Below are 25,413 nucleotides of genomic sequence, written 5' to 3' on the forward strand. Positions count from 1 at the left end.
GCCGGCGCCCCGGGGTCACGAGAAGTCCAGGCGGCCCGTGCGCTCGCGCTTCAGCTCGTAGAAGTGCGGCTGCCGGGCCAGGACCCGCACCGCGTCGAAGATCTCGGCCGCCTCGGCGCCGCGCGGAATCGCGCCGAGCACGGGCCCGAAGAACGGGGTGCCGTCCAGATGCAGCGTCGGGGTGCCCACGTACGCGCCCGTGGCCGGGTCCGTCCCGGCGTCGTGGCTGCGCCGCAGCACCGCGTCGTGCGTGTCCGCGTGCGCGGCCGAGGCGAGCTCTGCGGGCAGTCCCAACTCCGCCAGGACCTCCGCCGTCACCCGGTCGAAGTCCTCGGCGCGGTCCTGATGGATACGGGTGCCGTACGCCGTGTACAGGTCGCGCAGGATCTTGTCGTCGTGGAGCTCCGCCGCCGCGACGGCGACCCGCACCGGGCCGAGCGAGCGGTCCACCAGATCCCGGTACCAGTCGGGCAGTTCGTTGCCCTCGTTGTGCAGGTACAGGCTCATCACGTGGAAGTGGACGTCGAGGTCGCGCAGCGGCTCCACCTCGAGGATCCAGCGCGAGGTGATCCAGGCGAACGGGCAGGCGGGGTCGAACCAGAAGTCCACTCGGGTGCGGTCGGTGCGCGGAAGGGTGTCTGTCGTCATGTCCTCAGCCTGCCAGTGATGTGGCCCTGAACCATGGGCCACATCGGGGCGGGTGCACTGGGCCATTCAGTGCCGTCGCCGACCGGTCAGGTGCCGTCGCCGACCGGTCAGGTGCCGGGAGACGCGAACGGCCGGCGGCGGGAACCTGTCCGCCACCGGCCGTCTCGTCAGACCGTCGTCAACTCCGCCCGTAGCTGGCGGCGTTGGGCCGCGAGTCCGGGGTCGAGCGCCGGGACGGCCGCCAGCAAGCGGCGGGTGTAAGGATCCTGAGGACGGGTGTACACCTCGTCCACCGGTCCCTCCTCCACGACCCGGCCCGCCCGCATGACGGCCACCCGGTCGCTGACCTGACGCACGACGGCCAGATCGTGCGCGATGAACACCAGGGCGAGCCCCAGCTCCCGTTGCAGCCGGCCGAGCAGCTCCGTGACCTGGGCCTGCGTCGTCACGTCGAGCGCCGACACCGCCTCGTCGCACACGATCAGGTCCGGGTCCGCGGCGAGCGCCCGCGCGATCCCGACCCGCTGCCGCTGCCCGCCGCTGAACTCGTGCGGATAGCGGTCGTACAGCTCCGCGTCCAGCCCGACCTGCGCGAGCAGTTCACCCACCCGCGCCCGGATCGCCGACTCGTCGAGCTTCCCCGCGGCCCGCAGCGGATCCGCGACGGACTCGCCGATCGAGCGGCGCGGGTTCAGCGACGAGTGCGGGTCCTGGAACACCATCTGCACCCGGCCCCGCCGCACCACCCGGCCCGCACTCGGTTCGAGCAGCCCGACCAGCATCCGGCCGAGCGTCGTCTTGCCGCTGCCGCTCTCCCCGACGATGCCCAGGGTCTCGCCCGGGCGCACGGCGAGCGAAACCCCGTCGACGGCTTTCGTCACGGTCGCCCGCCGGCCGAACACCTGGTGGACGTCGACCGCCTCGACCAGCGGCTCGCCCGCGTCGGCCGGCGCCGGGCGGGTGGGCGCGGTCGCGCCGTCGATCCGGGGGACCGCCGCGAGCAGGGCCCGTGTGTACGGCTCGGCGGGCGCGGCCAGCACCGCGCCGACCGGCCCGCGCTCGACGGCCCGGCCCGCCCGCATGACGAGGATGTCGTCGACGGACTCGGCGGCCACCCCCACGTCGTGCGTGACCAGGACGAGCCCCATGCCCGTCTCCTGCCGCAACTGGTGCAGCAGATCCAGGATCTGGGCCTGCACGGTGACGTCCAGGGCCGTCGTCGGCTCGTCCGCGATCAGCAGCTGCGGCTCGCAGGCCAGCGCCATCGCGATGAGCGCCCGCTGGCGCATCCCGCCCGAGAACTCGTGCGGGCGCGACCGGGCCCGGCGTGCCGCATCGGGGATGCGCACCCGGTCCAGGACCTCGACGGCGCGGGCCCGCGCCGCACGCCGCGAGACCCGGTGATGGACGCGGTACACCTGCGCGATCTGGTCGCCCACCGCGTAGTACGGGTCGAGCGAGGACAGCGGGTCCTGGAAGACCATCGCCGCCTTCGCGCCGCGCAGCGCGCGCAGCTCCGCGTCGTCGGCCTCGCGCACGTCCACCCCGGCCACCCGCACCGAGCCGGACACCTCGGCGCCCGTGCCGCGGTGCAGCCCGAGCAGCGCGTACGCGGACGCGCTCTTGCCCGAGCCGGACTCGCCGACGATGCCCAGCGCACGGCCGGGCTCCAGCGTGAACGACAGATTCCGCACGGCCTGCACCGCGCCGAACGACACGGACAGGTCCGTGACCTCGATCAGGCTCATGCGAGCACCACCCTTCGGTCGGCCAGCGCGTGGAACACGTCCGCGAGGGCGCCCGCGAGGACGACGAAGAACCCGGTGACCAGCACCAGACCCACCACGACAGGAAGGTCCACGGTCCGGACCGCGTCCACCAGTTCACGCCCCACACCGGGGATGCCGAACAGCGACTCGGTGAGCAGCGCGCCGCCGAACATCGAGCCGATGTCCAGCGCGCCGAGCGCGATCACGGGAGCGAGCGCGCCCCGCAGGGCGTGCCGCCCGACCAGCGTCCGCTCCGGCACCCCGTACGCCCGGAACGTGCGCACGTGGTCCTCGGCGAGCGTCTCCAGCATCGAGGCGCGCGTCATCCGCGCGTATGGCGCGGCGCTCACCAGGGCCAGCGAGATCCACGGCAGGAGCAGGTTCCACGCCCACTGCTCGGGATCGTCGGTGAACGGCACGTAGTCCGGGAACGGCAGCACCTGAAGCACCGTCACCAGCAGGATGATCAGAAGCAGTCCGATGACGAACACCGGCGTGGCCATGCCCGCGAGCGTGATCCAGGTGAGGATCCGCTCGGTCGGCCGGCCGCGCCGCCACACCGACAGCACGCCGGTGCCGACACCCAGCAGCACCCACAGGACCGACGCGCCGAGCACCAGCGAGGTGGTCGCCGGCAGCTTCGCCAGGATCAGCCCCGTGACCTGCTGGTCGCTCTGGTACGAGAGCCCGAGGCAGGGTGCCGGGCAGTGCAGCACACCGGTGCCGGTCGAGAAGTCCTGCCCGGTGAACAGGGACTGGAGGAAGTGCGCGTAGCGCAGGTACAGGGGGTCGTCCAGCTTCAGCTGTGCGCTGACCTGCGCGACCTGTGCGGGGGAGCAGCGCGGCCCGCAGGCGATCTGCGCGACGTCGCCGGGGACCACGTAGAAGGCCGCGTACACGACGACGCTCAGGGCGAACAGGACGAAGACGGCGCCGCCCGCGCGGCGGATCAGAAAGCCCGTCATGCGCCGGCCTCCTTCACGGCATCGTGCCGGGTCTCCTGCTTGCGGCCGGTGCCGACCCGCAGCCGGGACTCGGCCCGCGGGTCGAGCGCCGTGCGCACGCCCTCGCCGAGGACGGTCAGCGCCAGCACCGTCACGAACAGCAGGAGCGCCGGGATCAGCAGATACGTGGGCGCCGCCTGGTACCAGGTGTCGGCGTCACTGAGCATCTGCCCCCACGACGGGGTCGGCGGCTTGATGCCGACGCCGAGGAAGGACAGCGCCGCCTCGACCACGATGTTCCCGGGGAACAGCAGGACCGCGTACGTGATGACGGGCGCGGCCAGCGCGGGCAGCAGCTCGCGCCGGGCGACCTGCCACCGGCCCCAGCCGCTGAGCCGGGCCGCCGCCACGTGGTCCAGCGACTTGAGGGCCAGCGTCTGGGCCCGCACGATCTTCGACGTGCCGGCCCAGCCGACCAGGCCGATGATGACGGCGATCAGCACCGGGCGCGGGAACCCGGCCGGGACGACGGCGAGCGCGCCGAGCGCCACCACCATCACCGGCAGCGCGACGACCACGTCCGTGACCCGGCTGAGCGCCTGGTCGACGAACCGGTTGCCGAGCCCCGCGGTCAGGCCGATCGCCACCCCGAGCAGCACCTGGAGGAGCGTCGCGGCGAGCGCGACACCCAGCGAGACCCGGGTGCCGTAGACGACGCGCGCGAACAGATCGCGCCCGGTGAGGGGTTCGACGCCGAGCCAGTGGTCGGCGCTCACCCCGCCGAACGAGCCCAGCGGCACACCGCCGGTCGCGGAGTCGACGAGATCAGGGTGGTACGTCGTGGGGTCCTGGCCCTCGACCGCGGTGAGCAGCGGCGCCGCCAGCGCGACCAGGACCAGGAAGGCGACGACGCCGCCCGCGACGAGCGCGGAGCGCCGGGCCCGCAGCCGCCGCCAGAAGGGACGGCCCCAGGGGGCGGGGGCCGCCACGACGGCCCCCGCCCCCTCGGCCGCGTCACCGGATGCGGTGACTTCGGTGAGCAGTGCTTCGGCCATGGCTACTTGACCGCGACCTGCGACACGTCGAGCACACCGGTCCAGTCACTGATCACGATGTTCTTGACGGACTCGCCGTAGAGCCGCTTGTAGACCGGGTGGAACAGCGGCACGGTGAGCGCCTGCTCGCCGACCTTCTTGTCGAGCGCGCCCCAGCGCTGCGCGGCGGCACCGAGGTCGGTCAGCTTGTTGATCGCGTCGATCTCCTTGTTGACCGAAGCGTCGTTCAGCTGCGCCGAGTTGAAGTTGTAGCCGGCCTTCACGATCTGCCGGCCGTCGAAGATCGGGGCGAAGAACGGGCCGCCGGAGGGCCAGTCGGCTCCCCAGCCGCTGAGGAAGAACCCGGGCTCGGACTTCACGTTGTGCACGGTCTCGGAGTAGTCGTTGTCCTCCAGGCCCTGGAGCTTGACCGTGATGCCGGCCTTCTTCAGCGCCTCCTGGAGCGCGGTCGCGATCTCGGGGCTCGTCGCGAAGTCCTTCGCGTTGGAGTGCGTGAGCGTGACGGTCAGGCCCTTGGCGTAACCGGCTTCCTTCAGCAGCTCCTTGGCCTTCGCCGCGTTGCCGCTCTTTCCGGCCGGGAAGTGGTCGTAGGGCGTGTAGCCGAACGACTTCTGGTTCGGCAGGAAGGTCGTCGCGGCCTCGGCGAGCGAGGAACCGCCCGCCGCGTTCACGATGGAGGAGCGGTCCACGGCGTACGAGATCGCCTGGCGCACCTTCGGGTTGTCGAACGGCTTCACCTTCGGGTTGAAGGCGATGTAGTTCGTGTAGCCGAAGTGGCCCGTGCCGACGCGCGCGGCGAGGTCCTTGTCGCCGGACACCTTGGCGAGCTCGGCCGGGCCGAGGTTGGTGTCGGTCGTGACGGCGGTCGCGTCGGCGCCCCGCGAGGCGGAGAGCCGCTGGTTGATGACGGCGGAGTCGAGCCCGGAGCGGACGTCGATCCGGTCGGGGTAGGCCTTGCGCTCGTCGTCGGTCGCCGTCGACCAGTGCGTGTTGCGCTCCAGGACGAGCCGCTCGCCGTCGCCCTCGTTCTTCACGACCTTGTACGGGCCCGAGGAGAGGGGGTGCTGCTCGTACTTGGTGCCCTTGTCCTTCTTCTGCGGCACCGGCGTCGTCTGGGTCTGCGTGGCCAGGAAGGGGAACTCGCCCTCGGGCTTGTTCAGGTGGAAGACGATGGTCCGCTCGTCGGGCGTCTCGATCGAGTCGAGGCCCTTCTTGTCCTTGTACGGGCCCTCGTAGTCGGCCCCGCCGATCAGCCAGTCGCGCAGGTACGGGGCGCCGCCGGACAGTTCGGCGGCGAAGGAACGCTCGATGCCGTACTTGATGTCGGCGCTCGTGATCGGGCTGCCGTCCTCGTACTTGAGGCCCTTCTTGAGGGTGTAGGTCCACACCGTCGCGTTCTTGCTGGGCGTGCCCAGGTCCGTCGCGAGATCCGGGACGACCTTCGCACCCGCCGCGCCGGCCTCGCGGTTGCGGGTGGTGAGCGTACGGAAGACGAGCGAGGGGATGTTGCCGCCGCCGGAGGTGTAGAGGCGCGCGGGGTCGAAGTCCTCCTGCGGGTCACTGTTCAGGACGGTGAGCGTGCCGCCCTTGTGGGGCGTGCCTGCGGCGCCCGCGGCACCGCCCTTGCTCTCCTGGGGACCGCAGGCCGCGGCACCCGCACCCACGAGGAGCACGGCGGCGGCCGCGGCCAGGCGGCGGGACTTGACGGGCGGTTGACGCATCGGAGGAGACCTCTCTGAGAACTGCTGCGGAACGGATCGAGGGGGACCGCGCAGGCAGCGAGAGGGGCGCACGGACGCGACCGTGTCGACACGTCGACATGGCGGGAGGCCGGGAGGTCGACGAGCGAGGGTACGGAGGGGAGCGCCGGGAACTGTCACGCCTGCGGGCGGAGTACGCACGGGTGCGCGCTCGGAACGGGAACCGTCCGGGCCGGACGGCCCGCGCGCACGTCTGCAGACGTCAGCAACAGTGAATGTCGGAGACGCTGTGCCGGGTCACGCCGATGAGCGCCAGCTCGATGGCGGCGCTCTCCAGGGTGACGGGGCTGCGTGACATGGACAGGAATATGAAGCAGATGATCAGGAGATGTCAACGCGAGACGAGACGATCGTCTCGCCATGCGATATGCCCCGGTATGCGAGAAGGCGCCCGGAAGTGGTGAACTCCCGGGCGCCTCAGCGCAGTTGGATGCCTGCCGTCAGCTGCCGGTCGAGCCGTCGAGCATTTCCCGCAGGATGTCGAGATGCCCGTTGTGCCGGGCGGTCTCCTCGGTGAGGTGATGCAGGATCCAGCGCAGATCGATCGCGTGTCCCTGGCGGGTCGTCCGCTGGGCCTTCGTGTCCAGGGGGTGCTTCGCCACGATCTCCCGGTAGCGGGCGCTCTGCTCGGCGTACGCGTCGAGCAGCTCCGGGAGCGGGATGTCGACGGCGATGCGCATCTCGCGGTCGGGGTCCTCGTCGGTCCACGGCCCCTCGTCCTCCTCGCCGAGGAAGACGACCTGGAACCAGAAGTACTCGACCCAGCGCAGATGGTTGATCAGCCCGCTCATGGTCATCAGCGGGGATCCGGGCAGCAGGGCCGTGCGGGCGTGCTCCGCGGAGACGCCCTCGCACTTGGCGCGAGCCGTGTCGCGCGTGTAGTCGAGGAACGTGGTCAGCTGGGTGCGGTCGTCCCAGGCGGCAGGTGTGTCGTCGATACGAGTCATCGCGCCCAGCATCGCGGAGAGCGGCGCGGGATGTCGACGGCTTTTGCCCGGCGCCGGGATCAGTGACCCGCGCCCGCTCGCCCCGCTGCACGCGGACGACATCGGCAGACGTGGGGTGAGGCGAAGCCGTCGATCGCGGTGAGAACACACGAACGCCGGCAGGCCGTACGGGGTACGGCCTGCCGGCGGGGCACGGCTCCGGCGCCTGACACGAGGGGGGAGGACAAGGGGCCCGAGCCGCTGTCCTCAGCTTTCACGCCGGACGGCCGCAGCGCACCCCGGAAGGGCGCGAACGCGTGACGGACGCGCGCAGCCGGGTGACGGGCCGCGGAAAGGGGCCCGCCGTCACTTCCCGGTCGAGCGGAACCGGCCCGGCTCGACCTCCTCGACCCGGCCCTGGTCGGACAGCCGGGCCAGGTGCCGCACCAGCGTGCGGCGTTCGACCCGCGGGATGTGGACGCCCTCGACGTGCGGCCGGTAGACCAGCCGATGGGCGGCGAGCTCGTCGACGACTCGGGGCTCGTCGAGCAGGGACAGCAGCGTGGCGTCACGCCGCTCGACGACACCGGTGAACGCGTCCAGCCGCCTGCGGAACTCGGCGGCCCCCTCGATCACGCCCTTCTGGTGCGCCGTGCCGTACCAGCGGGCGTCGATCTCCCGGCAGCGTCGGAGCGACGCCTCGAAGTCGACGAGGCTGCTCCCCGCGTCCCCGTAGAACGGGCCGAAGGAGGTCAGGTCGATGTCGGCGACGAACAGGAACCCGTCCGGCTCGACGAGGAAGCCGCAGTGCCCCGCCGTGTGCCCCGGCAGATGCACCACGGTCACCGTGCGCCCACCGAGATCGAAGACCGTGCCCTCCGTGAACCCCTGGGCGTCCGGCCGGTCCGTCACCCGGAACTCGTCCCGCAGCTGCCGGTCGAGCGCGGCGCGGTGCTCCTCGGCCGGCCCGAAGCTCGCCACCATCGCGGCCCGCGAGCGCACCGCCGCGAGATCCTTCTCGTGGACGCGCACGGGCATGTCGTAGCCGCCCAGTCCTGCCACATGGTCCTCGTGCCCGTGGCTGACCAGGACCAGATCCGCCGTCGGCACGTGGTCCACCAGCGACAGCGAGGGATCCACGACGACGGTCGTGTCCGTCCCGCGCACCAGCAGCGAGTTCCCGTACGGAAACGCGCCGCGCCGGTCCCCGACCAGCACCGAGACCGCCCCGTACGGCACTTCGGTCGGGGGAGGGGCGGACAGGTCGGTCATGGGTGCACCTCTTCGTTCTGTCGGTCCCGGGCGCGCGGCTCCGGGCGGGAGGCCAGTGTGTCGGCGAACTCCTCAGCGCGGAAGAGCCGGTCCCGCGGGCCGGGCGGCGCGGGGCGGCGCCGGGCGGTCGGTGATCCACCGGGCGGCGAGCAGACCGGACGCGGCGGTGAGGGCGGCGGCCGCGATCACCGTGGCGTTCAGGCCGAGGGCGTCGGCGAGGACTCCGGCCACCAGGGCGCCGACCGCGTAGCCGATGTCGCGCCAGAACCGGTAGGTGCCCAGGGCGTTCGCCCGCCAGGCGGGGTGGGCGTGGTCGGAGACCGAGGCGATCAGCGCCGGGTAGACCATCGCCGTGCCGAGGCCCAGCGCGACGGCGGACAGGACGCCCGCGAGCAGCGGCGTGTCCAGCAGGACGAGGGCGATCACGAAGCCGGCGGACTGGACGAGCATGCCGGTGACGATCAGGGGTCTGCGGCCCACGCGGTCGGCCAGGTGCCCCGTGGGGATCTGGCCGAGGCCCCACAGGATCGGATAGAGGCCCTTGATGAGACCCACCGCGGCGAGACCGAGGCCGTGGTCGGTGAACAGGAGCGGGAAGACACCCCAGGTGAGGCCGTCGTTGAGGTTGTTGACGAGCCCCGCCTGACTGGCGCCGCGCAGCGAGCGGTGCCGCCAGGACGTCCGCGCGAAGGCGGCGGCCAGGCCGGTGTCCTCGCCGGAGGGCAGCGGCTCGGGGTGCTGGGCGAGTTCGAGGGCGACGTGCCCGGCGGTGTCGCGTACGGCCAGCGCGAGAGCCAGTCCGGCGACGACGAACACGACACCGATGAGCTCGGGCGCGGGGCGCAGACCGTACACGGTGGCGAGCCAGCCGGTGAGCAGGGCGGTGACACCGACGGCGGTGTACCCGGCGGCCTCGTTGAGGCCCGTGGCCAGGCCCCGGCGGGCCGGCCCGACAAGGTCGATCTTCATGTTGACCGTCATCGACCAGGCCAGCCCCTGGTTGAGGCCGAGCAGGACGTTCGCGGCGACGATCCAGCCCCAGGACGGAGCCCAGGCGAGCACGAACGGCACGGGGACGCCGATCAGCCAGCCCGCGACCAGGAGCTGCTTGCGCCGGAACCGCGCGGTCAGGGCTCCGGCGGCGAGATTGGTCAGGGCCTTGGTGAGCCCGAACGCGATGATGAACGAGAACACGGCCAGGTCGCTCGTCAGCCCGAAGACCTCGGTACCGATGAGCGGGACCGTGGTGCGCTCCAGGCCGACCAGGCCACCGACGCAGACGTTGACGACGACCAGCAGTGTGAACTGCGGCCAGTTCTCCCGCAGCCCCAGGCGCACCGGTCCCGCCGGACCCCGGGCCGGGAGGCCGCTCACGGAGCCTCGCCCTCGGTGAGCCGCAGGCCGTGCGCGGCCGCGTAGTCGCGCGGATGCCCGTTCAGGACGCTGACGCCCGGGTGCCCCGCGCGTTCGAGGACACTGGCCGCGGTCATCGCGCGCTCACCGTGCCCGCACGCCAGGAGCGCGCCCTCGGGAGTCTCCGCCGCATGCCCGGCCAGCGCGCCGAGTTCGATATGGAGGGCCCCCGGGACGTGCCCGCTCGCGTACTCGGACTCCTGACGCACGTCGACGTACGCCGTGCCGGGCGCCCGGTCAGCGGTGAGGTACGCGGTCTCCGCCACGGGGAGTCCGGCCGCGTGCCAGGCGGCCATGCCGCCGGCGAGGTGCCCGGCGATCCGCTCGTAGCCGATCTTGTACGCCTGCCAGACGATCTCGTCCAGGTCCTGGTCCGCGTCGGCGACGAACGCGAGCGGGGCGTCGTCGGGCAGCAGCCAGCCGAGCCAGGTCGCGAACTGGCCGCGCAGCGCGATCGACACGGACCCGGGGACGTGGCCCGCCGCGTAACGGGCGGCCGGGCGCACGTCCACGACGTACCCGCCCTCGGTGAGCAGCGCGCGCACCCGGTCCGCGCCGAGGGCGGGCAGCACCGGGTCGTGCGTGAGGACGGCGGGGCCGAGCCGGTTGCGCTCGCCGAGGCGGTCGAAGTAGGCGGGGTAACTGCCCAGACCGTCGAGGAGCCGCCGTACGAAGGTGTCCTCGTCCGGCGCCGCGAGCAGCGGGTTGGCCCGCTTCTGGGCGCCGATCGTGCTGGTGCGCTCGCTGCCGGGCGGGGCGGAGCAGAACGAGCCCGCGCCGTGCGTCGGCCAGACCGCGGTGTCCTCGGGCAGCCGGGCCAGTCGCCGCAGTGAGCGGTACTGGGCGCGGGCGAGCTCCTCGGTGCGCTCCGCGCCGAGGAGATCGGTCCGGGCGGCGGAGTTCACGATCAGCGAGCCGCCCGTGAAGACGCCCACGGGGTGCTCACCGTCGAGGAGCAGGAAGCAGAGGTGCTCGTCGGTGTGGCCGGGGGTGGCCAGCGCGCGCAGCGTCAGACCGCCCAGGCCGACCTCGTCGCCGTCGGCCAGGCCCCGGTGCGCGAAGCCGCGCCGGCCCGCGGCGGAGGCGAGCACGACGGCGCCCTTGTCGTGGGCGAGCTGGACAGCGCCCGACAGGAAGTCGGCGTGCAGGTGGGTGTCGGCGGCGAAGGCGACCCGCAGCCGGCGCCGGCCAGCGGCGGCGTAAAGGCCGCGCAGATCGCGGCCGGCGTCCACGGCCAGAGCGCGGCCGTCACCCAGATCGACGAGGTAGGCGCTGTTGCCGAGCCCTTCGTCGAGAAGAGGCACGAGGTGGTCGTCGGCGAAGCCCACGGGTCCTCCCAGATCAGGTGAAGCGGGCGGGACGCGAGGTGCCGTGTCCGGTGCCGTGTCCCGCTGGTCGCTGCCGCGGCCCTCTACTACAATAATCCATGGATCTATGGAGGATGGCATGGCGAAGACGGCGAAGGCCGGTGCGAAGGCGGATCTCTACGACGCGTTCGCGTCCAGCGGCAAGGCTCTGGCCAGCGGAAAGCGTCTGGAGCTGCTGGATCTGCTGGCCCAGGGCGAGCGCACGGTCGACGCGCTGGCCAAGGCGGCCGGGCTGAACCTGACGACCGCGTCCGCGCATCTGCAGATCCTCAAGCAGGCCGGGTTCGTCGCGACCCGGCGCGAAGGTGTGCGCGTCCACTACCGGCTGGCCGGGGACGACGTCGCGCGGCTGTTCGCGCTGTTGCGCAAGGTCGCCGAGACCCATCAGGCCGCGGTGCCCGCCGCCCGCGACGCCTACCTCGGCGCGGACCGCGGCGCCGACATGGGCCGCGAGGAGCTGCGGGCCCGCGTCGAGGCCGGGGACGTGGTGCTCCTCGACGTACGCCCGGCGGAGGAGTACCGGGCCGGGCACATCCCGGGCGCGCTCTGCGTCCCCGTCGCCGAACTCGCGGAGCGGATCGAGGAGTTGCCCCGCGACCTGGAGATCGTCGTGTACTGCCGCGGCGAGTACTGCGTCCTCGCGTACGACGCGGTGCGGCTGCTCGCCGCACACGGTCGCCGGGCGATCCGCCTCGACGACGGCATGCTCGAATGGCGGCTCGCCGAACTCCCCGTCCACACCGGCGAACCGGTGTGACGGGTGACCGTCCGGGCCCCCGGGTGGGTCAGGCGGGGCGCTCGGCCAGGCGGTGCTCGTGGGCCGGGTACACGCCCAGGACGCGGACCTCGGAGGAGAAGAAGCGCAGCTCGTGCAGGGCCAGCGCCACGCGGGGCTCGTCGACGTGGCCCTCGATCTCGACGTAGAAGCAGCTCGGGTTGAGGCCCGCGCCCATCTGGTAGCTCTCGATCTTCGTCAGGTTCACCGCGTTGCTGGAGAAGCCGCCGAGCGCCTTGTACAGGGCGCTCGGGATGTTCCGTACGGCGAAGAAGAGGCTCGTCATCGTCGGCGCGCCGGTCAGCGGGGCGAAGTCCGCGTCGCGGGACAGGACGACGAAGCGCGTCGTGTTGTCCGGGTCGTCCTCCACACCGGCCCGCAGCACCTCGAGACCGTGGTGCCGGGCCGCGGCCGGCGGCGCGAGCGCCGCGTGCCGCGGGTCCCCGAGCTCGGCCACCTCGCGGGCCGCGCCCGCCGTGTCGTCACTGACGAGGGTGCGCCAGCCGCCCTCCCGCAGCACCTTGCGGCACTGCCCGAGCGCGTGCACATGGCTGCGCACCTGCTCCACCTGGTCGAGCGTCGTCCCCGGCACGCCCACCAGGTCGAAGTGGATCGCGAGGAAGTACTCCCCGATGACGAACAGGCCCGACTCCGGCAGCAGGTGGTGCACGTCGGCGACGCGTCCGGCGGCGGAGTTGTCGACCGGGATCACCGCGAGGTCGGCGGAGCCGAGCGTCACCGCGTCCAGGGCCTGCTCGAAGCTCGTGCAGGGCAGCTCGGTGCAGCCGGGGAACAGTTTCTGGGCGGCGGCCGCGGAATTGGAGCCGTATTCACCCTGGTATGCGACGCTCGTCACTGTGGGTCACTTTCGAAGAGAGCTGGCGCCGTCGGTCAGCACGGCATCACCGTAGACCGAACCGGTCCGCACCCTGCGCGAGTGTCCACAACGAGAGACCGGTGAGAGGCCATGGACGAGAGAGGACGAGGGAGGCCGGTGAGAAAAGGAGTTCGCGCGAGGGAGGCGCTCTGTTACGGTGGATCTTCCATTCATCGTGCTATGAGGAGCAGACCGTGGCGGGTGACGACGACATCTCCGGGTGAGACCCGGACCTGACGGCCACCGGTGACGCCGAAGAAGCGTCCGCCGAAGTGGCTGCCTCGTCGTTCCCTTTCGTCATGACTCCCTTCGCGGTGGAGTGCGCTCGCGCATTCCCGCGTCAGCCTTTGAGGTACACACGATGTCCGACATCTCCGTCGTCTGCTCGAACCTGACCTTCGCCTGGCCCGACGACACGCCCGTCTTCGCGGGCCTGTCCAGCACGATCGGCCCCGGCCGCACCGGGCTCGTCGCGCCCAACGGAGCCGGCAAGAGCACCCTGCTGAAGCTGATCGCGGGCGAGCTCCGGCCCACCGCCGGTTCCGTGTCCGTCACCGGCACCCTCGGCTACCTCCCGCAGAGCCTGCCGCTCACCTCCGACCTGACCGTCGCCCAGGTCCTGGGCGTCGACGGGATCATCCGGGCGATCGACGCCGTCGAGTCCGGCGACGTCGCCGAGGAGCACTTCACCACCATCGGCGACGACTGGGACATCGAGGAGCGCACCCGCGCCCAGCTCGACCGCCTCGGCCTCGACGACGTCGCCCTCGACCGCGTCCTCGGCACCCTCAGCGGCGGCCAGGTCGTCTCCCTCGGCCTCGCCGCCCAGCTCCTCAAGCGCCCCGACGTGCTGCTCCTCGACGAACCCACCAACAATCTCGACGCCGACGCCCGGCAGCGCCTCTACGACGTCCTGACCGACTGGAACGGCGCCCTGCTGATCGTCAGCCACGACCGCACCCTCCTCGACCGCATGGACCGCATCGTCGAGCTGGACCGCGGCGAACTGCGCCAGTTCGGCGGCAACTTCACCGCCTACGAGGAAGCCGTCCAGGCCGAGCAGGAGGTCGCGGAGAAGAACGTGCGCAACGCGGAGCAGGCCCTCAAGCGCGAGAAGCGCGAGGCGCAGCAGGCCCGCGAGCGTGCCGAACGCCGCATGAGCAACGCGGCCCGCAACCTCAAGGACGCGGGACTGCCGAAGATCTTCGCCGGGACCATGAAGCGCGGCGCGCAGGAGGCCGCGGGACGCTCCGGGCAGGTCCACGCGGGACGCGTCAGCGAGGCGAAGTCCCGGCTCGACGAGGCCGGCCGCGCCCTGCGCGACGAGCAGCGGCTCACCCTGGACCTGCCCGACACCAAGGTCCCCGCCGGGCGGACCGTCTTCCACGGCGAACACCTCCAGGTCCGTCACGGCGACCGGCCGCTGTTCGCGGGCGACGGCCTCGACCTCTCGATCCGGGGCCCCGAGCGCATCGCCCTCACCGGCCCCAACGGCAGCGGCAAGTCCACCCTGCTGCGGCTCGTCCTCGGCGACCTCGCCCCCGAGAGCGGTGAGATCAGGCGGGCCGACGGCCGCATCGCGTACCTGTCACAGCGGCTCGACCTGCTGGACCTCGACCGGACCGTCGCCGAGAACTTCGCCGCGTACGCGCCGCACCGCACCGAGGCCGAGCGGATGAACCTCCTCGCCCGCTTCCTGTTCCGCGGCGCGGGCGCCCATCTGCCCACGGGCGTCCTGTCCGGCGGCGAACGGCTGCGTGCCACCCTGGCGTGCGTGCTGTGCGCCGAACCGGCCCCGCAGCTCCTCCTCCTGGACGAGCCGACGAACAACCTCGACCTGGTCAGCGCCGGACAACTGGAGAGCGCCCTCGCCTCCTACCAGGGCGCGTTCGTCGTCGTCAGCCACGACGAGCGGTTCCTCGCCGAGATCGGGGTCGAGCGCCGGCTGCGGCTCGCGGATGGCGCGCTGACGGAGGTCGCCGCGCCGGGGGAGTGACACCCCCCGGCTCCGGCCCCTCCGTCCCCGCCCCCTCAGGCCTCGACTCCACCCCCCAGGTGAGCCCTTCCATGACTGAACCCACCCCCGCGCCCGCCGCGCTCATCGCCCACGACCTCGTCCGTACGCTCGGTGACCGGCGCGTGCTCGACGGCGTCTCCCTCACCGCCTCGCCCGGCCGCCGCATCGGCCTCATCGGCGAGAACGGTGTCGGCAAGTCGACGCTGATCCGGCTGCTCGCCGGCACGGACCGGCCCGACTCGGGCAGCGTCGAGCGCCCCGCCGAACTCGGCTGCCTGCAACAGGAGTTGCCTTACCCCGCCGACGCCACCGTCGCCGATGTCGTCGACGACGCGCTCCGCGAGGCGCGCCACGCCCTCGCGGAGCTCGACCGGCTCGCCGCCCGGGTCGCCGACGCCCCCGAGGACGGCGCCCTCCTCGACGCGTACGGCCGCCGTCTCCAGGAAGCCGAGGAGAAGGAGGTGTGGGACGCCGACCGGCGCGCCGGGATCGTCCTCGCCGGACTCGGGCTCGGCGCCATCCCGTACACCCGTACCGTCGGCTCGCTCTCGGGCGGACAGCGCTCGCGGCTCGCCCTCGCCGCGCTGCTCGTCCGCCGCCCGACCGCCCTGCTCCTCGACGAACCCACCAACCACCTCGACGACACGGCCGCGGCCTTCCTGGAGGAGCAACTGCGCGGCCTGCCCGGCGCCGTCGTCGTCGCCAGCCACGACCGCGCCTTCCTCGACGCCGTCTGCACCGACCTCCTCGACCTCGACCCGGCGCTCGACGGACCCGTCCGCTTCGGCGGCACCTACAGCGCCTATCTGGCGGAGAAGCGGGCCGAACGCGCCCGCTGGGAACGCCGGTACGCCGAGGAGCAGGAGGCGCTGACCGCCCTGCGCGCCTCGGTGGACACGACCGCCCGCCGGGTCGCCCCCGACCGGGGCCCGCGCGACACGGAGAAGATGGGCTACGGCCTGCGCGCGGGCCGCGTCCAGAGCCAGATCGCCCGACGCGTGCGCAACGCGGCCCGGCGACTCGACGACCTGGAGCGCGCTCAGGTCCCCGCCCCACCACGCCCGCTCGGCCTCGCCGCCCCCGCCGTCACACAGGAGGCCGGCACCGGCGACCTCGTCGAGCTCGGCGGCGTGCACGTCCCCGGGCGACTGGCCGTCCAGGACCTCACGCTGTCGCCCGGCGACCGGCTCCTCGTCACGGGCGGCAACGGCGCGGGCAAGTCCACCCTCCTCGCGGTGCTGGCCGGCCGGCTCCCGGCCGAAGGCGCGGTGCGGCACAGGCCCGGACTCACCGTGGGACTGCTCGCCCAGAACACCGAGTTCGAGCGGCCGGAGCGCTCCGCGCAGCAGGTGTACGCCGCCGCCCTGGGCCCCGAGCGCGCCGAGGCGACCCCGCTGTCCGCGCTCGGACTCCTCGCCGCGCCGGAACGCGCCAAGGCCGTCGCGCATCTGTCGGTCGGACAGCGCCGCCGGCTCGCGCTCGCCCTACTGGTGGCCCGGCCGCCCGAACTCCTCCTGCTCGACGAGCCCACCAACCACCTCTCGCCGAGCCTGTGCGACGAACTGGAGGAGGCCCTGCGCGCGGACGGGCCCGGCGCCGTCGTCGTCGCCAGCCACGACCGGTGGCTGCGGGCCCGGTGGACCGGCCGGGTGCTCGGCCTCGCCGCGGTTCACCGGGACGTACCTCCGCCACCAGGGTGAACCGTGTTCCGGCACCTGCCGGACCGGTCAGACATCGAAGGTCATGACGGCGGCCGGAGTTCACGCCGCCGAGGGGTCGAAACGCTGGAAGGTCATATGAGTGAATCTCAGGTGCGTCGGCATGCGGACACGGCGGGGCGGCGCATGCCGTCCCCGCGTCCGCAGTGGCAGAACCTCTTCGTCGCTCCGGTGTACAGCCCGGACCTGACGGAGCCGGACTGCCCGGACCCGGCGTACGAGGAGCCGGACACCGTCGTACCGGTGCGCCGCCGCGCCGCACGGCGGGCCGAACGGCTCCACTGACGGACGCGTGCCGCCCGGTCAGGGCGGGCGGCACCACCGGCCGTGGTTCTCCCCAACGGGCGAAACCCCTTCGAGGTCGTTGTCGGCGGCGACAGAAGACCCTGTACGCGTCGACATGGCCCCCGGCGGGCCGGGGTGGTGAGGATCGTCACGTCGAACCGAACCCCGCCCGTAGGAAAGCGAACTGACGTGAGCAATCTCGCCACAGCCCTGGTCGACGCGGCCCGCAGGCATCCGCAGCGACCGGCGATGCGCGTCGGGAGCAGCGTGCTGCCCCTCGTCGAACTGGACGAACTGAGCGCCCGCGTGGCGGGCGGCCTGCTCGCGCACGGACTGCGCCCCGGCGACCGGGTGGGGCTCCCGGCGCCCGACGAGCCCGTGTTCCCCGTCCTGTACTTCGGCGCCCTGCGGGCCGGCGCCGTGGCCGTCGTCGCGCCCCGACGCGGCGGCGTGCCGCGCGCGGTGCGCCCGCGGGGCGCGGCGCAGGGCGCGCGGCTCGTGTTCCGCACGGCCGCCCCCGAGACGCCGCTCCACGCCGCGGCGGGCGCGGAGCACACCGAGGCCGACGACACGACCGTGGTGGGCGTCGGGCCCGGATTCCTCGACCAGATGGTGTTCTGGCCGCAGCGCCCGAGCGTCGTGCACCGGGCCGGGGACGACGTCGCCGTGGTGCTGCGCTCCCGCGTGGGCGGCGCGGACACCGCACTGACGCACGACGCGCTGCGCGCCCGTACGCGGTCGGCGGCACGGCCCCTGCACGAGGTGCCGGTGGTGTCGGCGGCGGCCGACGTCCTCTACGCCACCGTGCGCACGGGCGCCTGCCTGTTCGGCGAACCCGTCGGCGCCGCCGCCGTGCCGGAGGCGGGGAGCGCGGGGTGACCTCCTGGCGGCAGCGGCCCACCCCCCCCGCCGCACTGGCGGGCCCGTGACCCGGGGCGTCCCGGGCGGCCTCAGCCGCCGGTGCCGTCCGACGGGCCGGACGGCTCCTTGATGCCGGCCACGAGCTGTTCGATGAACGCCTCCCGGTCCGCCTCCGAGGAGGGGCGGCCCGGGACGCCCGGCCGGGTCTGCCACGGGCGCGGGCCCGTCGCGGCGCGGTACTCGACGCCGACCGCGTCGAGCCGGGCGAGGTGGTGCGCCAGACGCGGCCGGAACTCCTCGTACCGGCGCTCGCCCGTGGACCACAGCGCCTCGGCGACCGCGCACAGGCGCGGGAACGCGAAGTAGTCGACGGTGCGCGGCGAATCCATGTGCTCGGTCCAGATGTTGGCCTGACCGCCGAGCACGTGCGCGGCCTCGTCGTCCGTCAGCCCGGCCGGTACCGGGTTGAACGCGTACGCCTTCTCCACCGTGATCGGCACCGCCACCGGGATCGGCTCGTCCGGGTCCTCGGACTGGCGGTAGTCCAGGTACACCTGGTCGTCGGGGCAGGAGACGACGTGCAGGCCCCGGCGGGCGGCCGTCACCGCGCCGGTCATGCCGCGCCACGACGCCACGACCGTGCCGGGCGGCACCTCGTCCTCCAGGAGCTCGTCCCAGCCGAACAGCCGCCGTCCGCGCGCGCTCACGTGCTCGCCGAGCCGCCGTACGAACCACGAGCGCAGTTCGTGCTCGTGGCGCAGCCCCCGCTCGCGCATCAGCTCCTGGGTGCGCGGGTCCTTCTCCCACTCCGTGGTCGGGCACTCGTCGCCGCCCACACCGATCACCGCGCCGGGGAAGAGGTCCATGACCTCGTCGAGGACGTCGCGGTAGAAGTCGGCGGTGGACTCCTCCATGTTCAGGACGCGCGGGTTGACGCCCCAACGGGTCCACACCTCGGCCGGGCCGCCCCCGACGCCGAGTTCGGGGTACGCGGCGATCGCGGCCTGCGAATGGCCCGGCACGTCGATCTCGGGGACGACCGTGATGTGCCGCCGCGCGGCGTACGCCACGATCTCGCGGATGTCGTCCTGCGTGTAGAAGCCACCGTGCGGCCGGCCGTCGCCCCGCGCCTCGGGACCGGCGCCGCGCTGCGACTCGCGCCGCCCCGCGCCGACCTCCGTGAGGCGCGGCCATCGCCGGATCTCCACCCGCCAGCCCTGGTCGTCGGTCAGGTGCAGATGCAGGGTGTTGAGCCGGTGCATCGCCATCAGGTCGACGAACCGCAGCACGTCGTGCTTGGGCATGAAGTGCCGCGCCACGTCGAGCATCGCGCCGCGCCACGCGAACCGCGGCGCGTCCGCGACGGCCACCACCGGCACCGCCCAGCGCACCCCGGACGCCTCGCCGTGCCGGTACACCTCGGCGGGCAGCAGCTGGAGCAGGGTCTGGCAGCCGTGGAAGACACCGGCACGGTCCCCGCCCGTGACGACGACCCCGGCCGGGGTGACGTCGAGCCGGTACGCCTCGGCGCCGAGCGTGTCGTCGAGCCGCAGCTCCACAGCGCGCTCCGCGCGGTCGACGAGCGGGAGGTCGAGGCCGGTGGAGGGGCGCAGCGCCGACTGGAGCCACCGCGCCTCGGGGCGCGCCTCGGGCGCCGCGACCAGCGCGGTCGCCTCGTCGAGGAGGAAGAAGCCGTCGTCGTGCCGGACCGAGGTGGGACGGGGCAGGAGCATGGGGTGGATCATCCTTTCACCGCTCCGGCCGACATACCGGAGACGAGTTTGCGCTGGATGAGCAGGAAGAACACGACCACGGGCAGCGAGAAGACGACCGAACCGGCCATCTGCGCGCTGTAGTCGGTGCCCTGGGCCGGGTTCGTGAAGGACGCCAGCCACACCGGCAGGGTGTACTGGCTCTGCTCCTTCATGAACGTGTACGCGATGAGGTAGTCGTTCCAGGCGGCGATGAACGCGAACACGCTCGACGCGATCACCCCCGGCAGCACCAGCGGGAACAGGATCCGCCACAGCACCTGCCAGGTCGACGCGCCGTCGATCCGCGCGGCCTCCTCCACCTCGACCGGCACGGTCAGGAAGAACCCGCGCATGACCCAGATCGAGAACGGCAGGGTGAGCGCGAGATAGGCGAGCACCAGACCGGTGTACGTGCCGAGCAGCCCCGCCTCGTTGAAGACGAGGAACGTCGGGACGAGCAGCGCCGTGCCCGGCAGCATCTGCGCGACGAGGATCGCCACCATCACGGTGCGCCGGCCGCCGAACCGGAACCGGGACACGGCCGCCGCGGCGAACATGCCGAGCACGATGGAGATCACGACGGTGACGCCCACGACGAGCAGACTGTTCGTCAGGTTCGTCCAGAACTCCGTGCCGTTGAGCGCCACGTCGAAGTTGTGCAGCGTCGGCGCGCTCGGCCAGAAGCGCGGCGTCGCCGTCATCGCCTCGGAGCGCGGCTTGAACGCCGTGTTGACCATCCAGTACACCGGGAACAGCCACACGAGGCAGAACACGACCGCCACCGTGTTGCCGACGATCCGGCCCCGGCCGATCCTCCGCGCCGTCACAGGTCCTCCCCGGAACGCAGCAGCCGCCTGATGTAGAGCGCGGTGACCGCGAGCAGCAGCACCGTCGTGATCACGGACAGAGCCGCGCCCTGGCCGACCTTGAACGCCACGAAGGCGGTCCGGTACGCGAAGACGCCCAGGGTGGTCGTCGCCGAGTCGGGGCCGCCCGCCGACACCAGCCAGATCTGGTTGAACACGTTGAAGTCCCAGATCACCGACATCAGCGTGATCAGGGTCAGGGTCGGCCGCAGGAACGGCAGCGTCACCGACCACCACACCCGCCACTCGCCCGCCCCGTCGAGCCGCGCCGCCTCCTGCAGTTCGGCCGGCATCTGGATCAGCGCCGCGTACAGGGTCAGCGCGATGAACGGCACCGCCTGCCACACGATCAGCAGCCAGATCGACACGTACGCGAGCGGGGCGCTGTTCGACCAGTCGGTGTCCGTCATGTCGCCGAACAGGCCGGTCCGCGTGAGCATCCAGTTGACGACCCCGTAGCCGGGCTGGAACAGCCACTTCCACACCAGGGACGAGGCGACCGTCGGCATCGCCCACGCGAGGATCAGCACGACCGTGACCGTCATCCGCATGGCGGACCCGAGCCGGGTCAGCAACTGCGCCACGCCCGCGCCGATCGCGACACTGCCCGCGACCATCGCCGCCGTGAACACGACCGTGCGCGCCAGCGAGCGCCAGAACTCGGCGTCGGCCAGCAGATCCGTGTACTGCCGCGCCCCGACGACGTCGAACGCGCCGGTGAACAGGGAGCGTTGGTCGTAGTCCGTGAACGACGCGTAGACCAGGAAGGCGATCGGCGCGACGGTGACGGCGAGCATCACCAGGCCCGCAGGCGTCAGCAGCGCCCACGCGACGAGGGACCCGCGGCCGTGCACGGACCCCTTGCGGGGTGGGGCGCTCGCCTTCGCTCGCAGCGGCGGCGGGGGAGCGGCGGGCGCCGGGCGGCGCCCACCGACCGCCTGGTCAGTCCCCGGCATTGAGCACCTTGCCGGCCGTCGTGTCGAAGGTCCCCGCGGCCTGCTGCGGCGAACGCGACCCGGAGGCGACGGACGAGAAGACCTTGTCGATGTCCTTGTTGCCCTCGAGCTGCGCCCAGGCGGCCGACGCGGGCGTCGCCTTCGAGCGCAGCGCCGCGTCGAAGAAGGGGCGCAGCAGCGGATCGGCCTTCTCTCCGGCCGCCTTGACCGCGCCCTCGCTGTTCGGGATCCAGCCGTCGCGTCCCGCGACCCACTCCGTCTGCACCGCCGGATCCGTGGCGATCTTCACCCACTGCAGCGCGAGGTCCTGGTGCGCGCTCTTGGCCGCGACGCCCCAGTCGGAGCCGCCCAGCATGACCGGCTGGGAGCGGCCCGACGCGCCCGGGAGCGGGAAGGTGCCGAGATCCGCGTCCTTGATCTTCGGGTTCGCCTTCTTGATGAGGTCGATCGTCACGTTCGTCGCGCTGATCGCCGACGCCTTGCCGTCCGCGAACACCCGCGTCTGGTCCGGGTTCAGCGTGTCGATCGTGCGCGTCGACGGCGCCGAGAACTCGTTCTGGAACGCCTTGTACTCGGCGAGCCCCTTCTGCGCCGCGCCGGAGCCCAGCGTTCCCTTCCACGTCTTGCCGTCCTGCGCGGCCACGTCCCCGCCCGCGTCCCACACCCACTGCACGCCCGTGTGCCAGTACTTGCCCGGCAGGTAGAAGGGGGAGAAGTCCCGCGCCGGGTGCGCCTCGCGGACCTTGCGGAGCGCCTTCTTCAGTTCGTCGTACGTGGCCGGGGCGGCCTTCACCCCGGCCGCGTCCCAGATCTTCTTGTTGTAGATCACGGCGCGGGCGCCCGCGAAGGACGGTGCCGCGTACAGCCGCCCGTCCACCGTCGCGGGCTCCTCCAGGCCGTCCAGCCACTGCTGGCCCTGGCGCAGGTCCTTCGCGTACGGGGTGAGGTCCATCAGGCCGCCGCTCGCCGCGAAGCTCGCCACCTGCGTGTTGCCGATGTCGATGACGTCCGGCGGCGTGGACGTGGCGAGCGCGGTGGTGATCTTGGTGGTGATGCCGTCCCAGTTCTGCACCTCGATCTTCACGTCGGCGCCGGTCTGCTGCGTGAACCGGTCCTTCATCGCCTTGCGCGTGGCCTCGGAGTAGTCGCCGTCCATCACCCACACGGTGAGCGTCTTGCCCTTCGCCTTCACGACGGGCACCGCGCGCTGCTTGCCGTCGCCGCCCCCGCCGTGCCCGGCCGATCCGGAGCAGCCGGTCGCCGTGAGCGCGGCGGCCACGACCACCGCCACCACCCCGCCGAGCGGTAGGTGCCCCGCGTGCGTCGTCCTACGGGGCGTACGGGCCGTACGTGTCATGGGAACTCCTGGAAGAGGTCAGGACGGGAAGTCGCCGTGCCGCGGTGCGTTCACCACACGCCGAGCTCGCCCGCGAGGACGAGGCCGGCGGCGCCGAGCAGGATCAGATCGGAGTCGCCGGCCAGCGACCGCATGGTCAGCGCGGCCCCTATCGGCGCGTACGTACGGGCCCGGACGGTCGCGGCGGCGGACGCCAGGAAGGGGCCCTCCACGAGGTCGGGCGGGCCGAGAAGGGCGATCTCGTTGAGGTTGAGCACGCTGCTGATCGGGGCGAGCGCGATGCCGAGGGCGCGTCCGGCGGCGGTGAGGACCTCGGCGCGCCCGGCCGCGTCCCGGCCCGCGAGCCGTTCGCGCAGGCGCGCCGCGTCGATGAGGGGCTCCAGGCAGCCGCGGTGGCCGCAGACGCAGGGCTCGCCGTCCTCGACGACCGTCACGTGCCCGATCTCACCGGCCGCGAACTGCTCGCCCTCGACCAGTTCCCCGCCGACGATCAGGCCCGCGCCCACCCCGTGCTCGATGGTGATCGCCATCAGGTTCTGGGTCTTGGCCTCGCGGAAGCGCAGCACCGCGAGGGCCGCGACGTTGACGTCGTTGCCGACGTACGCGGGAATGCCGAAGCGCTCGGAGAGCCGTGAGGCGAGGGGGAGTTCGCGCCAGTCGAAGTGGCCCGCGAAATGGACCAGGCCGTCGGCGCCGATGATGCCCGGGGACCCGACACCGATGCCGAGCACCCGGCCCGGTGCCAGCTGCGCCAACTCCTCGACCAGGCGCGTCACGCGCTCGGCCGCCGCCTCTCCGACGGCGCACGCGTAGGGCGTGCGGGCCCGGGCGACGACCTTGCCGCGCAGATCGAGGACGGCTCCCTCGAACTGGCCGTCGGCGGACAGGTCGAGGGCCAGGACGTGCGCCGCGGCGTCGTCGATCGCCATCAGGTTCGCGGGCTTGCCCAGCCGGTTGCCCTTGCGGGGGCCGATGTCGGTGAGCAGCCCGTCGCCCTCCAGATCGGCGACCAGCGCCGACACGGTGGGCGCGGTGAGCCCCACCGTGCGGGCGATCTCCGACCGGCTCATGGCACCCCGGTGGTAGAGCGTCGACAGCACGAGCGCGCGGTTGTGGACCCGGCTGTCCGCGGCACTCGCCTTGGTGCGCTCGGCCGGACGGCGGCGCGGGACGGTCACGTGTGCTCGCCTCCGATTAAGTAAATGCCCTTTAGTTAAAGGAGTTTGGATATCGTGGGGGCGGCCCGGCGTGATCGTCAAGAGCCGTGCACGGACGGATCCGCGAAACCTCCGAACTCGGCCGCGCCGCGCATGTCACGAACAGAACATCCCGTCGCAATCTGCCGGTTGAGTGTTTGACCACGCGCGAATGTGTTCAATGACTCCCCGTCAAAGGTCTGTTGTCTCTGCGGTTCTGTTGGTTCTGTTTGATTTCGGAGGTGTGCTGTGTCTCGTGAACCTCGTGTGTCCCGGGTCTGGAGCAGATGCGCGGTGCTCGCCGCGGTGGCGCTCGCGGCGGTCGGGGTCGCCCCGGCGGCCGGTGCCGCGCCCGTACCCGGCCGTGACGTCACGGTCCTGACGTTCAACATCCACCACGGCGCCGACCCGTCCGACGACCTCGACCTGGCCCGCACGGCGAAGGTGATCGCCGACTCCGGCGCCGACGTGATCGGACTCCAGGAGGTGGACCGGCACTGGTCCGGACGCAGCGACTTCGCCGACCAGGCGCAGTGGCTCGCCGACCGCCTGGACCTGCACGTCACCTACGGCGCCAACCTGGACGAGGACCCGGCCGAGCCCGGCGACCCGCGGCGCCAGTACGGCACGGCGATCCTGTCCCGCTTCCCGATCCTGGACGCGCACAACACGCTGCTGCCGCGCTCGGCGACGGGCGAGCAGCGCGGGCTCCTGGAGGCCGACGTCATGGTGCGGGGCACGACCCTGCGCTTCCTCAACACCCACCTGGAGCACACCTCCCAGGCGGAGCGCCTCTCCCAGGTCAAGGCCATCGACGCCATCGTGAAGACGTCGAGCCGGCCCACCGTCCTGGTCGGCGACCTCAACGCCACCCCCGACACCCCGGAGGTCGTCGCGCTCACCGAACGCCTCAAGGACACCTGGCCGGTCGTCGGCCAGGGCGACGGCTTCACGTACGACGCCCCGAACCCGACGGAGCGCATCGACTACGTCCTGGCCTCGCCCACCATCCGGCTGCGCCGCGCGGAGGTCCTCCCCGGGACGGCCTCGGACCACCGCCCGCTCCGCGTGGAGCTGCGCCTGCCGTGACGGAGCGGCACGCCGTAGCCCTCGGGATGTCATTCGCGTAAGTCTCGTGGACTGACCGCGATCGAAAGGGATCGATTGCGGTCAGTACCGGGAAGGTGGGTGTCTCGTGGCCGGGATTGTTCGTTCATGGATGCCATGAAGGACGTAAGAAGAATCGTTTCCGCCGAATCGGTCGCGCCGCCGCCTCCGGCCGCCGCCGGTGGATCGGTGCAGGCGCAGGGCGGCGCCGCCGCCTCCGACACGCCGATCTACGACGAGCTCCTCGCCGAGTGGAAGCAGGAGCGCAAACACGCGCCGGGCGGTCCCGCGCCGGGAGGGCTGGGGCGCCCGCAGCGGACCGCGCCCGCCCCGAGCCTGCCCTCGACTCCGGCCCCGTACGTGCCGCAGCGCCGCGCCGCCTCCTGAGGACGGGCTGCCGGGCCCGCACGGTGGCAACGCATGATCACTCGGACGGGTGGTTAAGGAGCCCGCGCGGCCCGTTACGCCCCACCGCGCCGTCCGCGCGGAC

General features: G+C 72.6%; 23 protein-coding genes. 7 read left to right on the forward strand and 16 right to left on the reverse strand.

All coding sequences use genetic code 11. From position 1 onward, the window contains the following. Nucleotides 1–15 precede the first annotated feature (15 nt). From ACZ4E1_RS04585 to ACZ4E1_RS04630, 10 genes are all read right to left on the reverse strand, one after another. On the reverse strand, nt 16–648 hold the full coding sequence (locus ACZ4E1_RS04585; protein WP_467535781.1) for a mycothiol-dependent nitroreductase Rv2466c family protein: 633 nt from the start codon (nt 646–648) through the stop codon (nt 16–18). 167 nt (nt 649–815) lie between these two features. Further along, on the reverse strand, nt 816–2,396 hold the full coding sequence (locus ACZ4E1_RS04590; RefSeq protein WP_467535783.1) for a dipeptide ABC transporter ATP-binding protein: 1,581 nt from the start codon (nt 2,394–2,396) through the stop codon (nt 816–818). Then, nucleotides 2,393–3,382, reverse strand: coding sequence for an ABC transporter permease (locus ACZ4E1_RS04595; RefSeq protein WP_467535784.1), 990 nt, complete (start codon nt 3,380–3,382; stop codon nt 2,393–2,395). The genes ACZ4E1_RS04590 and ACZ4E1_RS04595 overlap by 4 nt, the downstream gene beginning before the upstream one ends. Next, on the reverse strand, nt 3,379–4,416 hold the full coding sequence (locus ACZ4E1_RS04600; RefSeq protein WP_467535785.1) for an ABC transporter permease: 1,038 nt from the start codon (nt 4,414–4,416) through the stop codon (nt 3,379–3,381). The genes ACZ4E1_RS04595 and ACZ4E1_RS04600 overlap by 4 nt, the downstream gene beginning before the upstream one ends. A 2-nt stretch (nt 4,417–4,418) precedes the next feature. After that, entirely contained in the window at nt 4,419–6,137 is a 1,719-nt protein-coding gene (locus ACZ4E1_RS04605) for an ABC transporter substrate-binding protein (protein ID WP_467535786.1), read from the reverse strand. A gap of 241 nt (nt 6,138–6,378) precedes the next feature. Continuing rightward, the gene (locus ACZ4E1_RS04610; protein WP_317453348.1) at nt 6,379–6,474 is read right to left on the reverse strand and encodes an Ms4533A family Cys-rich leader peptide; all 96 of its coding nucleotides are present in this window, start codon (nt 6,472–6,474) and stop codon (nt 6,379–6,381) included. Nucleotides 6,475–6,616: 142 nt separating this feature from the next. Further along, complete coding sequence (locus tag ACZ4E1_RS04615; RefSeq protein ID WP_467535787.1) at nt 6,617–7,123, reverse strand: DinB family protein; 507 nt, start codon at nt 7,121–7,123, stop codon at nt 6,617–6,619. A gap of 345 nt (nt 7,124–7,468) precedes the next feature. Then, nucleotides 7,469–8,374: an MBL fold metallo-hydrolase gene (locus ACZ4E1_RS04620; RefSeq protein WP_467535789.1), complete on the reverse strand. Its 906-nt coding sequence runs from the start codon at nt 8,372–8,374 to the stop codon at nt 7,469–7,471. A 72-nt stretch (nt 8,375–8,446) separates the two neighbouring features. Continuing rightward, nucleotides 8,447–9,748 (reverse strand): MFS transporter, encoded by a 1,302-nt coding sequence (locus tag ACZ4E1_RS04625; protein WP_467535792.1) that lies wholly within the window; start codon nt 9,746–9,748, stop codon nt 8,447–8,449. After that, a complete protein-coding gene (locus ACZ4E1_RS04630) occupies nt 9,745–11,115 on the reverse strand; it encodes an MBL fold metallo-hydrolase (RefSeq protein ID WP_467535795.1) in 1,371 nt (456 codons plus the stop codon). Before ACZ4E1_RS04630 ends, ACZ4E1_RS04625 begins: the two co-directional genes overlap by 4 nt. Before the next feature lie 118 nt (nt 11,116–11,233). Here ACZ4E1_RS04630 and ACZ4E1_RS04635 point away from each other — a divergent pair, with 118 nt between their 5' ends. Then, nucleotides 11,234–11,911, forward strand: a complete 678-nt coding sequence (locus ACZ4E1_RS04635) for an ArsR/SmtB family transcription factor (protein WP_467535798.1) — start codon at nt 11,234–11,236, stop codon at nt 11,909–11,911. Between the two features lie 28 nt (nt 11,912–11,939). Here the strand turns inward: ACZ4E1_RS04635 and ACZ4E1_RS04640 are convergent, their stop codons facing one another. After that, the gene (locus tag ACZ4E1_RS04640; protein ID WP_467535801.1) at nt 11,940–12,785 is read right to left on the reverse strand and encodes a prephenate dehydratase; all 846 of its coding nucleotides are present in this window, start codon (nt 12,783–12,785) and stop codon (nt 11,940–11,942) included. 382 nt (nt 12,786–13,167) lie between these two features. On the opposite strand from ACZ4E1_RS04640, the gene abc-f reads away from it, so the two are divergent. From abc-f to ACZ4E1_RS04660, 4 genes are all read left to right on the forward strand, one after another. After that, nucleotides 13,168–14,802, forward strand: coding sequence for a ribosomal protection-like ABC-F family protein (gene abc-f, locus ACZ4E1_RS04645; protein ID WP_467535802.1), 1,635 nt, complete (start codon nt 13,168–13,170; stop codon nt 14,800–14,802). A gap of 71 nt (nt 14,803–14,873) precedes the next feature. Continuing rightward, nucleotides 14,874–16,523 (forward strand): ABC-F family ATP-binding cassette domain-containing protein, encoded by a 1,650-nt coding sequence (locus tag ACZ4E1_RS04650; protein ID WP_467535804.1) that lies wholly within the window; start codon nt 14,874–14,876, stop codon nt 16,521–16,523. A gap of 144 nt (nt 16,524–16,667) precedes the next feature. Beyond that, entirely contained in the window at nt 16,668–16,826 is a 159-nt protein-coding gene (locus ACZ4E1_RS04655; RefSeq protein WP_467535805.1) for a hypothetical protein, read from the forward strand. 189 nt (nt 16,827–17,015) lie between these two features. After that, nucleotides 17,016–17,705 carry an AMP-binding protein gene (locus tag ACZ4E1_RS04660; protein ID WP_467535807.1) on the forward strand — a complete coding sequence of 230 codons (690 nt, stop codon included), beginning with the start codon at nt 17,016–17,018 and terminating at the stop codon, nt 17,703–17,705. A gap of 71 nt (nt 17,706–17,776) precedes the next feature. Here ACZ4E1_RS04660 and ACZ4E1_RS04665 read toward each other — a convergent pair whose 3' ends face one another. The 5 genes from ACZ4E1_RS04665 to ACZ4E1_RS04685 are packed head-to-tail and all read right to left on the reverse strand — an operon-like array spanning nt 17,777 to nt 23,798. Continuing rightward, complete coding sequence (locus tag ACZ4E1_RS04665) at nt 17,777–19,420, reverse strand: beta-N-acetylhexosaminidase (RefSeq protein ID WP_467535809.1); 1,644 nt, start codon at nt 19,418–19,420, stop codon at nt 17,777–17,779. 8 nt (nt 19,421–19,428) lie between these two features. Beyond that, complete coding sequence (locus tag ACZ4E1_RS04670) at nt 19,429–20,268, reverse strand: carbohydrate ABC transporter permease (RefSeq protein WP_467535811.1); 840 nt, start codon at nt 20,266–20,268, stop codon at nt 19,429–19,431. Further along, nucleotides 20,265–21,263, reverse strand: a complete 999-nt coding sequence (locus ACZ4E1_RS04675; protein ID WP_467535813.1) for a carbohydrate ABC transporter permease — start codon at nt 21,261–21,263, stop codon at nt 20,265–20,267. Before ACZ4E1_RS04675 ends, ACZ4E1_RS04670 begins: the two co-directional genes overlap by 4 nt. Further along, on the reverse strand, nt 21,250–22,620 hold the full coding sequence (locus tag ACZ4E1_RS04680; RefSeq protein WP_467535815.1) for an extracellular solute-binding protein: 1,371 nt from the start codon (nt 22,618–22,620) through the stop codon (nt 21,250–21,252). The genes ACZ4E1_RS04675 and ACZ4E1_RS04680 overlap by 14 nt, the downstream gene beginning before the upstream one ends. A gap of 50 nt (nt 22,621–22,670) precedes the next feature. Then, a complete protein-coding gene (locus tag ACZ4E1_RS04685) occupies nt 22,671–23,798 on the reverse strand; it encodes an ROK family protein (RefSeq protein WP_467535817.1) in 1,128 nt (375 codons plus the stop codon). A gap of 312 nt (nt 23,799–24,110) precedes the next feature. Here ACZ4E1_RS04685 and ACZ4E1_RS04690 point away from each other — a divergent pair, with 312 nt between their 5' ends. After that, nucleotides 24,111–24,905, forward strand: a complete 795-nt coding sequence (locus tag ACZ4E1_RS04690) for an endonuclease/exonuclease/phosphatase family protein (protein ID WP_467535819.1) — start codon at nt 24,111–24,113, stop codon at nt 24,903–24,905. Nucleotides 24,906–25,031: 126 nt separating this feature from the next. Next, complete coding sequence (locus tag ACZ4E1_RS04695) at nt 25,032–25,310, forward strand: hypothetical protein (RefSeq protein WP_467535820.1); 279 nt, start codon at nt 25,032–25,034, stop codon at nt 25,308–25,310. The last annotated feature ends 103 nt before the right edge of the window (nt 25,311–25,413 follow it).

The organism is Streptomyces sp. NPDC025806, from assembly GCF_055558275.1.